This is a genomic window from Ancylobacter tetraedralis (genome assembly GCF_014195655.1).
Lineage (GTDB): Bacteria > Pseudomonadota > Alphaproteobacteria > Rhizobiales > Xanthobacteraceae > Ancylobacter > Ancylobacter tetraedralis.
On the sequence record NZ_JACICD010000001.1, the window covers coordinates 56,357 to 70,261 of the forward strand.

The following is a 13,905-nucleotide window of genomic DNA, read 5'->3' on the forward strand; positions in this document are numbered from 1 at the left end:
CTCCGTGCTAGTGATTGTCACGCGGCATCCCCCGGGTCTGGGCGATGCGCTGGTAGCGCACGGCCGGTTCCAGAACGGCGCCGGTCTCCAGCTGGCCGACCAGCGCGCGCTGGATCTCCTGCCAGGGCGTCTGGCTTTCGGGATAGGCATAGCCGCCCGCCGCCGCCAGCGCCGCGCGCCGGGCCGCCAGTTCTTCCTCGGGCACCAGCATGTCGGCGCTGTTGCGCTTCAGGTCGATTCGCACGCGGTCGCCGGTACGCAGCAGCGCGAGCCCGCCGCCGACCGCGGCTTCCGGCGAGGCGTTGAGGATGGAGGGCGAGCCCGAGGTGCCGGACTGCCGGCCATCGCCGATGCAGGGCAGCGCGCTCACGCCCGCCTTGATGAGATAGTCCGGCGCGCGCATGTTCACCACTTCCGCCGCGCCGGGATAGCCGACCGGGCCGGCCCCGCGCATGAACAGGATGGTGGTCTCGTCGATGGCGAGCGCCGGGTCGTCGATGCGGGCGTGGTAGTCCTCCGGCCCGTCGAACACCACGGCGCGGCCCTCGAAAGCCTCGGGATCGGCCGGGTTGGACAGATAGCGGTCGCGGAATTCGGGCGAGATGACGCTGGTCTTCATGATGGCGGAGGAAAACAGGTTGCCGCGCAGCACGCGGAAGCCGGCCTTCTCCTTCAGCGGCGTGGCATAGGGCCGGATCACCGCCTCGTCGGCGATCGGCGTGTCGCGGCAGTTCTCGCCCAGCGTACGTCCGTTCGCGGTCATCGCGCCCTCGGCGATGAGGCCCTGCTCGATCAGCTGGCTGACCACGGCCGGCACGCCGCCGGCATGGTAGTAATCCTCGCCGAGATACTCGCCGGCCGGCTGGAGATTGACCAGCAGCGGCACCTCCTCGCCATAGGTCTGCCAGTCGTCGATGGAGAGCTCCACGCCGACATGGCGGGCCAGCGCGTTGAGGTGGACCGGCGCATTGGTCGAGCCGCCAATGGCGGAATTCACGCGGATCGCGTTGAGGAAGGCGTCGCGGGTGAGGATGTCCGAGGGTTTCAGGTCCTCGCGCACCATGTCGACGATGCGCAGCCCGGTGCGGTAGGCGATTTCCTGCCGGTCGCGATAGGGCGCGGGAATGGCGGCCGAGCCGGGCAGCTGCATGCCCAGCGCCTCGGCCAGCGAGTTCATCGTCGTCGCCGTGCCCATGGTGTTGCAATAGCCGGTGGAGGGGGCCGAGGAGGCCACCAGCTTCACGAAGCCCGGATAGTCGATCTCGCCCTTGGCCAGCAGCTCGCGCGCCTTCCACACAATGGTGCCCGAGCCGGTGCGCTCGCCCTTGTACCAGCCGTTCAGCATCGGCCCGACCGAGAGCGCGATGGCGGGAATATTGACGGTGGCCGCCGCCATCAGCAGCGCCGGGGTGGTCTTGTCGCAGCCAATGGTGAGGACGACGCCGTCGAGCGGGTAGCCGTACAGCGTTTCGACAAGGCCGAGATAGGCGAGGTTGCGGTCGAGGCCGGCGGTGGGGCGCTTGCCGGTTTCCTGGATCGGATGCACCGGGAATTCGATGGCGATGCCGCCCGCCTCGCGGATGCCCTCGCGGGTGCGCTTGGCGAGCTCGATGTGATGGCGGTTGCAGGGCGAGAGATCGGAGCCGGTCTGCGCGATGCCGATGATCGGCCGGCCGGACTGCAGTTCCTCCTGGCTCAGGCCGAAATTGAGATAGCGCTCGATATACAGCGCCGTCATGTCGATATTGGCTGGGTTGTCGAACCAGGCCTTCGAGCGGAGCGGGCGGTCGGTCTGCGGTGCCTTGCCGTGCATGGTAGTTCCCCTGGCGGGCCTCCGGAATTCAGAGGGTCGAGAAGCGGTAGAGCGAAACGTGGCGATAGGTCTCGCCGGGATCGAGGCGGGCCGAGGGGAAGTCCCCCCGGTTTGGCGTGTCGGGCCATGCCTGCGGTTCCAGGCAGAAGGCGTCCGACTGGCGGTGAAGCCGGCCGAACTTTCCTTCCGCCGTCCCGTCGAGGAAGTTGCCGGAATAGAATTGCAGCCCCGGCTGGTCGGTCATGAGTTCCATCACCCGGCCGGAGCCGGGATGCTCGACCCGCGCCGCGAGGCGCGGCACGCGCGTGCGGCCCCCGCTCAGGCAGTAATTATGGTCGTAGCCGCGCCCGAGCCGCACCTGCTCATGCGCGGCGCGGATATCCGCGCCGATCGCCTTGGGGCTGCGGAAATCGAACGGCGTGCCGGCCACCGGGGCCGGCCCCCCGTGCGGAATGGCGAGGGCGTCGACCGGCAGGTAGCTGTCGGCGTTGAGCGTCAGCACATGGTCGAGCACGTCGCCGCCCTCTGCCACGCCGGCGAGGTTGAAGAAGCCGTGATGGGTGAGGTTCACCAGCGTCGGCCGGTCGGTCGTCGCCTCGAAGGCGATGGACAATTCGCGCGGGCCGGTGAGCGCATAGGTCAGGCGCACGCTCAGCGTGCCGGGAAAGCCCTGGTCGCCGTCCGGTGAGACGAGGCCGAGCGTCACCGACGGCGCCGGGCCGTCCGTGACCGCCTCCACGCTCCACACCCGGCGGTCGAAGCCGTCCGGCCCGCCATGCAGGGCGTTGGGCCCGTCATTGGCCGGCACGTGGCAGGCGATGCCGTCCAGAGTGAAGCTGCCGCCCTGGATGCGGTTGGCATAGCGCCCCACCGCCGCGCCGAAATAGCGCCGGTCGCTGGCATAGGGGGCGAGGCGGTCATGCCCGAGCACGATGTCGACGCTGTCGCCGTCACGGTCCGGCACATGCAGCGCCTGCACCACTGCGCCGAAGGTGAGGATCGCGACCTCGAACCCGCCGTCACCGAGCAGGCGCAGGCGTTCAATCGCGGTGCCGTCGGCAAGGATGCCGAAGGGTTCGCGCAGCAGGCGGGGGGGCACGGGCCGGTCCATCATCAATACTCGAAAGACTCGACCTGCGTGCGCCGGCCGAGCAGGAAGGCGTCGGCGACGAGGGCGAGTGGGGCGAGGTCGACATCGGACGCGCCACGACGGATCAGGTCGACGAAATGCCGGTAGATGCCGGCATATTCGGCTTCCTTCTCGTCGACCAGCGTGGCGCCTTCGTGAAACAGCTTCGCCCCGCCGGAGGAAAGGGTGAGCAGGCCCTCATCCGTGTCCACCCGGATATCCCATGTCTGCGGGCCGGTCTGCAGGAAGTCCAGCTCGGCGCGGATCGGCAGGCCCTGCGCATCGGCAAGGTCCAGCTCGGCGGCGATCGGGGCATCGCGATTGGCCGGAAAGGCGAGACGCGCCGATGTGACGAAGACCGGGCGCGGCAGGATGCGGGTGAGGATCGACAGCGCGTTGATCGCGGGATCGAACACGCCGAGCCCGCCGGGCTCGAAGATCCACTCCTGCCCGGGATGCCACACGCGCACATCCTCCTTCCACTCGATCGTGACCGAGCGCAGCGTGCGCCCGGCCAGCAACGCGCGGACCGGCTCCACCGCCGGGGCGAAGCGAGAGTGCCAGGTGGCGAACAGCGTACGGCCGGCGGCCTGCGCGGCGGCAATGAGCGGCCCCAGTTCGCTCACCGTGGCGCCGGGGGGTTTTTCCAGCAGCACATGCTTGCCCGCTTCCAGCGCGGCCTGCGCTTGGGCGCGGCGCACCTGCGGCGGGGTGCAGAGCGCCACCGCGTCGATCGCCTCGCCGCTCGCCAGCAGCTCGTCCAGCGTGGCGAAATGGGCGACGCCCTCCAGCGCCGCGTTGCGGCTGGCAATGGCGGCGAGCGCGATGCCCTCCGTCCGCGCGATGGCGGGAATGTGCTGGTCGCGGGCGATCTTGCCGAGGCCGACAATGGCGAGACGAATGGGGCTCATGAACGCGGTTCCCGTGGCGTTTCCGGCACGCCGTCGATGAGGCGGGGGAGGTTGAGCGGGTTGCCGTCCCGCACGGCGGCGGGCAGCAGCGCCTCCGGCAGATCCTGGTAGCAGACCGGGCGCAGGAAGCGGCGGATGGCGAGCGTGCCGACCGAGGTCGAGCAGGGATCGGAAGTGGCGGGGAAGGGGCCGCCATGCACCATGGCATGGCACACCTCGACGCCGGTCGGCCAGCCATTGGCGAGGATGCGCCCGGCTTTTTCCTCAAGGATCGGCACGAGCCGGGCGGCGAGCGCGTGATCCTCCGCCTCCAGATGCAGCGTGGCGGTCAGCTGCCCCTCGACGGCACGGGCCACGGCGAGCATTTCGTCCACATCCGCGCAGCGCACCACAAGCGAGGAGGCGCCGAACACTTCATGCGCCAGCCCCGCCGCGCCGATGAAGGCGGGGGCGTCGGTGACGAACAGCGCCGGGCGGCAGGCATTGGGCCCGCCCTCCTGGCCACCACGGGCCAGCTCGGTGGCGCCGGCCTGCGCCAGCGTGGCGACGCCTTTGGCGTAGGCGCCGGCAATGCCGGGCGTGAGCATGGTGGCGGAAGGCGCCGCCTCCAGCGCCGCGCGGGCGCTCGCGAGGAAGCGGTCGAGGTCGCCGCCGGCCAGAGCGATGACGAGGCCGGGATTGGTGCAGAACTGGCCGGCACCCAGGGTGAGCGAGCCAACGAAGCCGCTGCCGAGCGCCTCGGCCCGCGCGTCCAGCGCGGCGGGCAGCAGAAACACCGGGTTGATGCTGCTCATCTCGGCATAGACCGGGATCGGCACCGGGCGGCTATTGGCGATGTTGACCAGCGCCAGCCCGCCGGCGCGCGAGCCGGTGAACCCCACCGCCATGATGCGGGGATCGCCCACCAGCGCGGCGCCCAGCGCGTTCAACGTGCCGGAAACCAGCGAGAACACGCCTTCCGGCAGGCCGGCCTCGGCCACGGCGGCACGGATGGCGCGGCCCACCAGCTCCGAGGTGCCGGGATGGGCGGGGTGGCCCTTCACGATCACCGGGCAGCCGGCGGCCAGCGCCGAGGCGGTGTCGCCGCCCGCCACCGAGAAGGCGAGCGGGAAGTTCGAGGCGCCGAACACCGCCACCGGTCCGATGCCGATATGGCGCAGGCGCAGGTCGGCGCGCGGCAGCGGCGTGCGCTCCGGCATCGGGGAATCGAGCCGTGGCTCGTCCGCGCCGCCCGCCCGCACCCAGCTGGCGAACAGGCGCAGCTGGCCCGTGGTACGGGCGCGCTCACCCTGCAGGCGCGCCGCCGGCAGCCCCGTTTCCTGCGCGGCGCGCGCGATCAGCGCATCGCCGATGGCTTCGATCTTCAAAGCGATCCGCTCGAGAAAGCCGGCGCGCTGCTCGGGTGTGGTGGCGCGATAGACCGGGAAGGCCGCTGCCGCGAGAGCGGCGGCCGCTTCGACCTCCGCCGGCCCGGCCTCGGTGAAGGCGGGCGCGAGCGCCTCGTTGCGCGCGGGGTCGATGGCGCGAAAGGTGGCCTCGCCGGCCACGTCGCGGGAGCCGATGAGGGCGGCACCGGTCAGCATGTTGACGGCTCCTGTCTCCATCTCGCTCATCACTTCCCCCATTTCAGCACGAGGGGATCGAGCCGGCGGGCGAGTTCCAGCAACCCGGCGCGCGTGGCGGGGTGGACGGGCGGCAGCGGCGCGCGCAGCGTGTCGTTCGCGATGATGCCGCCTTCCTTCATCAGGATCTTGGCGGTGGCAAAGCCCGCCTGCCGGTTCTCGTAATTGATCAGCGGCAGCCAGCGCTCATAGGCCTCGAGGGCGGCCTCGCGATTGCCGGCAAAATAGGGGTCGATGATCGCGCGGATTCCGTCGGGATAGCCGCCGCCGGTCATGGCGCCGGTGGCCCCGGCGTCGAGATCGGCCATCAGGGTGATGGCTTCCTCGCCGTCCCACGGGCCGATGATGGCATCGCCGCCGGCCTCGATCAGCGCGCGCAGCTTGTTCGCGGCCTGCGGCACCTCGATCTTGAAATAGGCGAGGTTCTCGATCTCGCGCGCCATCCTGGCGAGCAACGGCACGGAGAGCGGCGTGCCGGCGACGGGGGCGTCCTGCACCATGATGGGGATACGAATCGCGTCGGAGACCGCGCGGTAGAAATCGAGGATGGAGGCTTCCGGCACGCGGAAGGTGGCGCCGTGATAGGGCGGCATGACCATGACCATGGCCGCGCCCATGTCCTGCGCGCGCTTCGAACGCTCGGCGCAGATATGCGTGGCGAAATGGGTGGTGGTGACGATGACCGGCACGCGCCCGGCGACATGTTCCAGCACGGTCCGCATGACGAGATCGCGCTCGTCATCGCCGAGCACGAACTGCTCGGAGAAATTGGCGAGGATGCACAGGCCGTGCGAGCCGGCGTCGATCATGAAGTCGATGGCGCGCGTCTGGCCCTCTAGATCGAGCCGGCCTGTCGCGTCGAACACGGTCGGGGCGACCGGGAAGACCCCCTGGTAGGGACCGGCGGCGGAAGTGGTCGTCATCATGCACCCTTCGTGGAAGTGGGCCGTACGAGCTGGTTCTGAACCAGGGATGGAGACCGCGTGACCCGATCCGATTGCGTGGCAATCCGATCGGCGCGGGCGCTAGTGATTGTCGCGGGGGACCGGCGAGCCGGTGCGCCCCACGAGGAAGTCGAGATCGGCGCCGCGGTCGGCCTGCAGCACGTGGTCGATGTACAGACGCTGGTAGCCGCGCGTCGCGTGCGGGGCGGGCGGCACCCATTGGGCGCGGCGCTCGGCCAGTTCGTCGTCGCCGACATGCAGGTGGAGCGCGCGGGCGGGCACGTCGAGCGTGATGAGGTCGCCGTTCCGCACCAGCGCGAGGGGCCCGCCGGCGGTCGCCTCCGGGGCGACATGCAGCACGACCGTGCCATAGGCGGTGCCGGACATGCGCGCATCGGAAATGCGGATCATGTCGCGCACACCCTCGCGCAGCAGCTTGGCCGGCAGCGGCATGTTGCCGACCTCGGCCATGCCGGGATAGCCCTTCGGCCCGCAATTCTTCAGCACCATGATGCAGGAGGCGTCGATGTCGAGCGCCTCGTCATTCACCGCGTGGTGCATCTCCTCGACGCTTTCGAACACCACGGCGCGGCCGGTATGCTGCATCAGGTGCGGTGAGGCGGCGGAGGGCTTGATCACCGCGCCGTCGGGGGCGAGGTTGCCCTTGAGGATGGCGATGCCGGCATCCGGCTTGAACGGCGCCTCGAACGAGGTGATGACCTCGCTATTCCAGTTCGGCGCCTTCTCGACATTCTCCCACATTGTGCGGCCATTGACGGTGAGCGCCTCCTTGTGGAGCAGGCCGCGCTCGCCCAGCGCCCGCAGCACGGCGGGCAGGCCGCCGGCATAGTAGAAATCCTCCATGAGGAAGCGGCCGGACGGCATCAGGTCGACCAGGCAGTGGATGTCGCGGCCCAGCCGGTCGAAATCGTCGAGCGTGAGATCGACGCCCACCCGCCCGGCAATGGCCAGAAGGTGCACCACCGCATTGGTCGAGCCGCCGATCGCCGCCAGCGTGCGGATGGCGTTCTCGAACGCGGCGCGGGTGAGGATGTCGGAGGGCTTCACGTCCTCCTTCACCAGATCGACGATGCGCCGCCCCGCCATGCGGGCCAGCAGGTTGCGCCGCGCGTCCACCGCCGGAATCGCGGCGTTTTCCGGCAGGCCGATGCCGAGCGCTTCCACCATCGAGGCCATGCTGGAGGCGGTGCCCATGGTCATGCAGCTGCCCGAGGAGCGGTTCATGCCGGCTTCCGCCTCATGGAACTCTTCCAGCGTCACCTCGCCGGCGCGCAATTGCTCGCTCATCGAGATGATGTTGGTGCCCGAGCCGATGATCTGCCCGCGATAGACGCCGCGCAGCTGCGGCCCGCCGGAGACGCCGATCGTCGGCAGGTCGGCGGAGGCCGCGCCCATCAGCAGCGCGGGCGTGGTCTTGTCGCAGCCCATGAGCAGCACCACGCCATCGAGCGGATGGGCGCGGATCGCCTCCTCCACATCCATCGAGGCGAGGTTGCGGAACAGCATGGCGGTGGGGCGCATCGTCACCTCGCCGAGCGAGGAGACGGGGAATTCCAGGGGATAGCCGCCCGCATCCAGCACGCCGCGCCGCACATGCTCGGCGAGGTCGCGGAAATGGATGTTGCAGGGCGTCAGCTCGGACCAGGTGTTGCAGATGCCGATCACCGGCCGACCGTCGAAACGGTCCTGCGGCTGGCCGCTGTTCTTGAGGAACGAGCGGTAATAGAAGCCCATCTTGTCCTGGCGGCCGAACCAGGCCTGGCTGCGCAGCTTCTTCGTGTCGTCGTGGCTCGAACCGTCGTCGTTCATCGGGGCACCCATTCAGCCTGCTGCGCCGTGGCGGCGCAGGCCGTTGAAGATCACATTGGTCATGGCGGCGGCGGCGGCTTCCGCGTCCGCGTCGGCGATGGCCTCGACGATGCGCTCATGCGCGGCCACCGCGATCTCGTGCTCGCGCGCATCGCCCGGCGCGGAAAGCAGGAAGGACGAGCGCAGCGCCGCTTCGATCACCGCGCCGATGGAACGCATGAACGGATTGCCCGAGGCGGTGGCAATGGCGACATGCAGCGCCAGGTCGGCCTCGGCGAAGCCGTCGGAGGCGCCCGGCTCCTGCCGCATGCGCGCGACCGCCTGGCGCATCAGCGCGAGGTCTTCCCCGGAGCGTCGCTCGGCGGCGAGCGCGGCCGCGCGCGGTTCCACCGCGAGGCGGATTTCCGAGAGATCGCGCAGGAAGCGCTTGTCGATGCCGGCGTCGAGGTGCCAGGCGAGCACGTCGGGGTCGAACATGTTCCACGCCGCGCGCTCGCGCACCACCGTGCCGACCCGCGCCTTGGTGGAGAGCAGGCCCTTGGCCACCAGGGTCTTCACGCTCTCGCGCAATACCGGGCGGGAAACCCCGAACAGCAGGATGAGCTCGGCATCGCCCGGCAGCTTGGCGCCCTCGCCATAGCGCCCGGCAATGATGTCGATGCCGATGCTGCGGGCGATTTCCGCATGGTTGGAATGGGCGCGGCGGGCGGGAATGACGATGATCTGCGACGTCACGGCCGGGCGACTCCCTGAGCGATGGCCGCCGGAGGCGGCGGAGACGGCCGCCCGGAGCGGCGCGCCGGACGACGGGCGAGGTGGAGCGTGATCTGCTGGAAGGCGATGAAGGCGAACAGCAGCAGGCCGGTGGCGATCTTCGCCCACCAGCTCGACAGCGAGCCGTCGAAGCTGATGTAGGTCTGGATCAGACCCTGGATCAGCACGCCGACAAAGGAGCCGAACACGAAGCCATAGCCACCCGAGAGCAGGGTGCCCCCGATCACCACCGCGGCGATGGCGTCAAGCTCCACCCCTACCGCCGACAGCGAATAGCCCGAGGAGGTGTAGAGCGAGAACACGATGCCGGAAAGCCCGGCCAGCACGCTGGAGAGCGTGTAGATGAGCACCGTGGTGCGCGGCACGTTGATGCCCATCAGCGCCGTCGCCGCGCGCGAGCCGCCCAGCGCATAGACATTGGCGCCGAAACGCGTGAGGTGCAGCAGCACCATGCCGCCGATCACCACCGCCAGCATGATCATCGCCGGAACGGTGAGCCGGGCCCCGGTGCCGAAGCGGATCGCGTGGTCGGACAGGTGGGCATAGAGATCGGCGTTGATCGGAATCGATTCGGTGGAGAGGAGGAAGCTCACGCCCCGCGCCAGGAACATGCCCGCCAGTGTGACGATGAAGGCCGGCAGCTCGAAATACTGGATCACCGCGCCCATACAGGCGCCGAACGCGGCGCAGATGATCAGGATCAGCGCGAAGGCCATGAGCGGGGGCACGCCCCAGCGCTCGATGGCCAGCGCCAGGAACACCGTGGTGAAGCCGATCACCGAGCCGACCGAGAGATCGATGCCGCCGGAAATGATAACGAACGTCATGCCCACCGCGACGATGCCGAGAAAGGCATTGTCGGTCATGAGGTTCATCACCACCCGCATCGAGGCGAAGTTCGGATAGACCAGCGAGCATAGCAGGAAGCCGGCGAGGAACACCGCCGTGGTGGCGAGAACCGGCATCAGGCGGGCGAGCGAGCGGATCATCAAAGCCTCCTCACGCTTTCCGGGGGCCGAACAGCACGCGCAGGCCCGCCAGATGGGCGCCGAGCCGCGGCGACTGGGCGAGCAGCACGGCCAGCACCACCACCGCCTTCACCACGAGATTGGTCTCGGGCGGCAGGCCGGACAGGAGGATGCCGGTATTCATCGCCTGTATGATCAGCGCGCCGACCACCGCGAGGATGATGGAGAAGCGCCCGCCGAACAGCGAGGTGCCGCCGATCACCACCGCGAGGATGGCGTCCAGCTCCAGCCACAGCCCGGCATTGTTGGCGTCCGCGCCGAGAATGTCGGCCGCCGCGACGATGCCGGCCAGCGCGGCGCACAGCCCGCTCCATACATAGACCGCCAGCGTGATCAGCCTTGTGCCGATGCCGGCCAGCGCGCTGGCGCGCGGGTTGCCGCCGCTCGCCTCGATCATCAGGCCGAGCGCCGTGCCGCGCACCACGGCCAGCGTCAGCGCCAGCATGGCGAGGGCGAGCACGATCGGGGTCGGCACGCCCAGCACCGAGCCGCCACCGAGAAAGGCGAGATCGGGCGAGGTGAAGGTGACGATGCGCCCCTCGGTGATGAGCTGCGCGATGCCGCGCCCCGCCACCATGAGGATCAGCGTGGCGACGATGGGCTGGATGCCCAGCACCGCGACCAGGAAGCCGTTCCACAGCCCGCACAGCAGCCCCGCGCCCAGCGCGGCGGCCAGAACCACCGGCAGCGAATGGCTGTCGGCAAGGCTGGCGGCGATGGCACCTGAGATCGCCATGACCGCGCCGACCGAGAGGTCGATGCCGCGCATGGCGATGACCAGCACCATGCCGAGCGAGAGCAGCGCCACCGGCGCGCCGCGGTTCAGCACGTCGATCAGACTGCCGAACAGCCGCCCGTCCTGCAGGCGGATGTCGAAGAATTGCGGCGACACCACCCAGTTGGCGGCGAGGATCAGCGCCAGCGCGCCGATCTGCGCGGTGCCGACACGCGGCAGGCGAAGCGCCATGGTCCCCTCCCTCACGCGTGCCGCGCAGCCGGCGCGGAGGGCGCGTCGGCGATGGCGGCGAGGATGGCGGGAACGTCGACCGCGTCGCCGCTCAACCGGGCGACATGGGCGCGGTCGCGCAGCACGATCACCTCGTCGGCATAGGTGACGATCTCCTCCAGTTCCGAGGAGACCACCAGCAGCGCCATGCCTTCCGCGCAGAGCGAGCGGATGAGGGCGATGATCTCGGCATGCGCGCCGACATCGATGCCGCGCGTGGGCTCGTCGAGGATCAAGAGGCGCGGGGAGGTGGCCAGCCAGCGGGCCAGGAGCGCCTTCTGCTGGTTGCCGCCGGAGAGCAGGCCGATCGGCCGCTCGGGGTCGGGCGGGCGGATGTCCAGCAGGCGGATGAATTTGGCGGCGATCTCGTCCTGCTCGCGGCGCGGCAGCGGGGCCAGCGCGCCGCGCTGGGCCTGCAGCGCCAGCACGATGTTCTCGCGCACGGTGAGGTCGGCGACGATGCCCTCGGTCTTGCGCTCCTCCGGGCAATAGCCGAAGCGCAGCCGCATCGCCTCACGCGGCGAGCCGATGGCGACCCGGCGCCCATCGACCTCGGCCGTGCCGCAATCGGCCTTCTCCGCGCCGAACACGAGACGCACCGTCTCGGTGCGGCCCGAGCCGAGCAGGCCGGCCAGCCCGACCACATGGCCGGCGCGCAGCGTGAGATCGAAGGGCGCGACCTGGCCCTCCTTGCCGAAGGCCGCGAAGGTGGCGACCGGGGTGCGCGCGGCACTCTCCACATGCGGCGGGCGCTTGGCGGTGGCTTCGCTCAGCTCGCGCCCCAGCATCAGGCGCACCAGATCGAGCCGCGGCAGATCGGCGATCGGCGCGGTGCCGGCCAGCCGGCCGTTGCGCAGCACGGTGATGCGGTCGCAGATCGCATAGACCTGATCGAGGAAATGGGTGACGAACACGATGCCGATGCCGCGCGCCTGCAATTGCCGCAGCACGGCGAACAGCACCTCGACCTCATGCGCGTCGAGGCTGGCGGTCGGCTCGTCGAGAATGAGCACGCGCGCCGACTGGTCGACCGCGCGGGCAATGGCGACAATATGCTGGATCGCCACCGAATAGCTTTCCAGCGGCGAGCTCACGTCGATCGCCAGCCCGAATTCCGTCAGCAGCGCCGCCGCGCGCCGGCGCATCTCGCGCTCGCGCACCAGCCCGAACCGGGTCGGCTGGCGGCCGAGAAACAGGTTCTGCGCCACGGAGAGATTGGGCGCGAGGTTCACCTCCTGGTAGACGGTGGCGATGCCCGCCTTCACGGCCTCCTCGGCCGAGCGCGGGGCGATCTCCGCGCCGTTCAGCCGCATCGTCCCGGCGTCGCGCGTCACCACCCCCGTCATGGTCTTGATCAGAGTGGACTTGCCGGCGCCGTTCTCGCCCAGCAGCGCGTGGATCTCGCCAGCCCGCAGGGTGAAGTCGACCCGGTCGAGCGCGACGAACCCGGCAAAGGACTTGGAGAAGCCTGCGAGGCTCAGCAGCGGGGCATCGTCGGTGAGGGGCATGGCGGTCTCGGCGGAACAGTTCTGTGCGAGGCTTGCCGGCAGGACAGCGGCGCCGGCGGGTGCAGGAGCGTCTGTCTCTGCCGCTGTGGACAGGCCGGTGGATAACCAATGGCGATCCACAGGGAGGAGGACCCATCCCCCGATGTCGTTATCCCGGTCCGCGCGACACGCGGGCCGATCCGGGATCGCTCACCCTGTCCCGCGATCCCGGATCGGCCGCGGCCGTCCGGGATGACGTGGGTTGGTGGACGCCGGAGTCTGGGGCCGTCGCATGCGACGGCGTCCCCCATGCCGCCGCCCGGGCTCGGCTCACGGGCTTCGGCTCACGGGTCTCGGCTCAGTAGCCAAGATCCTTCTTGGCGTCGTAGATCGCCTTCGGATTGTCGGCCTGGGTGTAGAGCTTGGATTCGGTCTGGATCCACTTCGGCGGCACCGTGCCCTTGTCCTTGTAGGCGATGACCGCATCGAAGGCGGGCCCGGCCATGTTGGGGGTCAGCTCGACCGTGGCATTGGCCTCGCCGGCCGCCATCGCCTTGAAGATGTCCGGCACGGCGTCGATCGAGACGGTGAGCACGTCGGTGCCCGGCTTCAGCCCGGCTTCCTTCATCGCCTGGATGGCGCCGACCATCATGTCGTCATTATGGGCATAGACCGCGCAGATGTTCTTGCCGCCGCCTTCGGCCTTGATGAAGCTTTCCATCACTTCCTTGCCCTTGGCACGGGTGAAGTCGCCGGTCTGGCTGCGCACGATCTTGACGTTCGAGGCGCCGGCGATGCCGTCCTCGAAGCCCTTCTTGCGGTTGGTAGCGACCGAGGCGCCAACCGTGCCCTGAAGCTCCACCACGTTGCACGGCTTGGTGCCGACGGTCTTCACCAGCCATTCGCCGGCGACCTTGCCTTCATGCACCGAATCCGAGGTGACGGCGGTGAGGTAGAGTTCCTTGCCGGCGGGGTCGATGTCGCGGTCGAGCAGCACGACCGGGATCTTGGCTTCCTTCGCTTCCTTCAGCACCGCATCCCAGCCGGTGGAGACGACGGGCGCGAGGAAGATGGCGTCCACGCCCTGCGCGATGAAGGAGCGGATCGCCTTGATCTGGTTCTCCTGCTTCTGCTGGGCGTCGGCGATCTTGAAATTGATGTTCCGCTTCTTGGCCTCGGCCTTGGAAACGGTGGTCTCGGCCGCACGCCAGCCCGATTCCGAGCCGATCTGCGAAAAGCCGACCGTAAGCTCGGCAGCCTGGGCATGGGCGGCGAAGAGCGTGCCGGAGACGGCGGTCGCGAGCAGTAAAGCCTTGAAATTCATTGGCGTTTCTCCCGTTGGTGTCGCCGTCACGCCTCTG

The 13,905-nt window shown here is 69.5% G+C and carries 11 protein-coding genes; all 11 read right to left on the reverse strand.

The features are described 5' to 3' along the window. Window positions 1-7: 7 nt before the first annotated feature. A complete protein-coding gene (locus FHS55_RS00280; protein ID WP_183187693.1) occupies window positions 8-1,813 on the reverse strand; it encodes an IlvD/Edd family dehydratase in 1,806 nt (601 codons plus the stop codon). 28 nt (window positions 1,814-1,841) lie between these two features. After that, entirely contained in the window at window positions 1,842-2,924 is a 1,083-nt protein-coding gene (locus FHS55_RS00285) for an aldose epimerase family protein (RefSeq protein WP_183188562.1), read from the reverse strand. A 2-nt stretch (window positions 2,925-2,926) separates the two neighbouring features. Then, window positions 2,927-3,853: a Gfo/Idh/MocA family protein gene (locus tag FHS55_RS00290; RefSeq protein ID WP_183187694.1), complete on the reverse strand. Its 927-nt coding sequence runs from the start codon at window positions 3,851-3,853 to the stop codon at window positions 2,927-2,929. Then, window positions 3,850-5,466 (reverse strand): aldehyde dehydrogenase family protein, encoded by a 1,617-nt coding sequence (locus FHS55_RS00295; RefSeq protein WP_210286801.1) that lies wholly within the window; start codon window positions 5,464-5,466, stop codon window positions 3,850-3,852. The genes FHS55_RS00290 and FHS55_RS00295 overlap by 4 nt, the downstream gene beginning before the upstream one ends. Further along, window positions 5,466-6,401 carry a dihydrodipicolinate synthase family protein gene (locus FHS55_RS00300; RefSeq protein ID WP_425485767.1) on the reverse strand — a complete coding sequence of 312 codons (936 nt, stop codon included), beginning with the start codon at window positions 6,399-6,401 and terminating at the stop codon, window positions 5,466-5,468. Before FHS55_RS00300 ends, FHS55_RS00295 begins: the two co-directional genes overlap by 1 nt. Before the next feature lie 99 nt (window positions 6,402-6,500). Then, a complete protein-coding gene (locus FHS55_RS00305) occupies window positions 6,501-8,249 on the reverse strand; it encodes an IlvD/Edd family dehydratase (RefSeq protein WP_183187695.1) in 1,749 nt (582 codons plus the stop codon). A gap of 12 nt (window positions 8,250-8,261) precedes the next feature. Beyond that, entirely contained in the window at window positions 8,262-8,984 is a 723-nt protein-coding gene (locus tag FHS55_RS00310; RefSeq protein ID WP_183187696.1) for an FCD domain-containing protein, read from the reverse strand. Beyond that, complete coding sequence (gene yjfF, locus FHS55_RS00315) at window positions 8,981-10,012, reverse strand: galactofuranose ABC transporter, permease protein YjfF (protein WP_183187697.1); 1,032 nt, start codon at window positions 10,010-10,012, stop codon at window positions 8,981-8,983. The genes FHS55_RS00310 and yjfF overlap by 4 nt, the downstream gene beginning before the upstream one ends. Window positions 10,013-10,022: 10 nt before the next feature. Then, on the reverse strand, window positions 10,023-11,018 hold the full coding sequence (locus FHS55_RS00320; protein WP_183187698.1) for an ABC transporter permease: 996 nt from the start codon (window positions 11,016-11,018) through the stop codon (window positions 10,023-10,025). An 11-nt stretch (window positions 11,019-11,029) separates the two neighbouring features. Further along, a complete protein-coding gene (locus FHS55_RS00325) occupies window positions 11,030-12,565 on the reverse strand; it encodes a sugar ABC transporter ATP-binding protein (RefSeq protein ID WP_183187699.1) in 1,536 nt (511 codons plus the stop codon). Between the two features lie 337 nt (window positions 12,566-12,902). Then, a complete protein-coding gene (ytfQ, locus tag FHS55_RS00330) occupies window positions 12,903-13,868 on the reverse strand; it encodes a galactofuranose ABC transporter, galactofuranose-binding protein YtfQ (protein WP_183187700.1) in 966 nt (321 codons plus the stop codon). Window positions 13,869-13,905: the final 37 nt, after the last annotated feature.

Excerpts from the sequence above, each read along its gene's own strand:
- FHS55_RS00280 (WP_183187693.1), bottom strand. The coding sequence starts at position 1,813 with ATGCACGGCAAGGCACCGCAGACCGACCGCCCGCTCCGCTCGAAGGCC.
- FHS55_RS00285 (WP_183188562.1), bottom strand. The coding sequence starts at position 2,924 with ATGGACCGGCCCGTGCCCCCCCGCCTGCTGCGCGAACCCTTCGGCATC.
- FHS55_RS00290 (WP_183187694.1), bottom strand. The coding sequence starts at position 3,853 with ATGAGCCCCATTCGTCTCGCCATTGTCGGCCTCGGCAAGATCGCCCGC.
- FHS55_RS00295 (WP_210286801.1), bottom strand. The coding sequence starts at position 5,466 with ATGAGCGAGATGGAGACAGGAGCCGTCAACATGCTGACCGGTGCCGCC.
- FHS55_RS00300 (WP_425485767.1), bottom strand. The coding sequence starts at position 6,401 with ATGATGACGACCACTTCCGCCGCCGGTCCCTACCAGGGGGTCTTCCCG.
- FHS55_RS00305 (WP_183187695.1), bottom strand. The coding sequence starts at position 8,249 with ATGAACGACGACGGTTCGAGCCACGACGACACGAAGAAGCTGCGCAGC.
- yjfF (WP_183187697.1), bottom strand. The coding sequence starts at position 10,012 with ATGATCCGCTCGCTCGCCCGCCTGATGCCGGTTCTCGCCACCACGGCG.
- FHS55_RS00320 (WP_183187698.1), bottom strand. The coding sequence starts at position 11,018 with ATGGCGCTTCGCCTGCCGCGTGTCGGCACCGCGCAGATCGGCGCGCTG.
- FHS55_RS00325 (WP_183187699.1), bottom strand. The coding sequence starts at position 12,565 with ATGCCCCTCACCGACGATGCCCCGCTGCTGAGCCTCGCAGGCTTCTCC.
- ytfQ (WP_183187700.1), bottom strand. The coding sequence starts at position 13,868 with ATGAATTTCAAGGCTTTACTGCTCGCGACCGCCGTCTCCGGCACGCTC.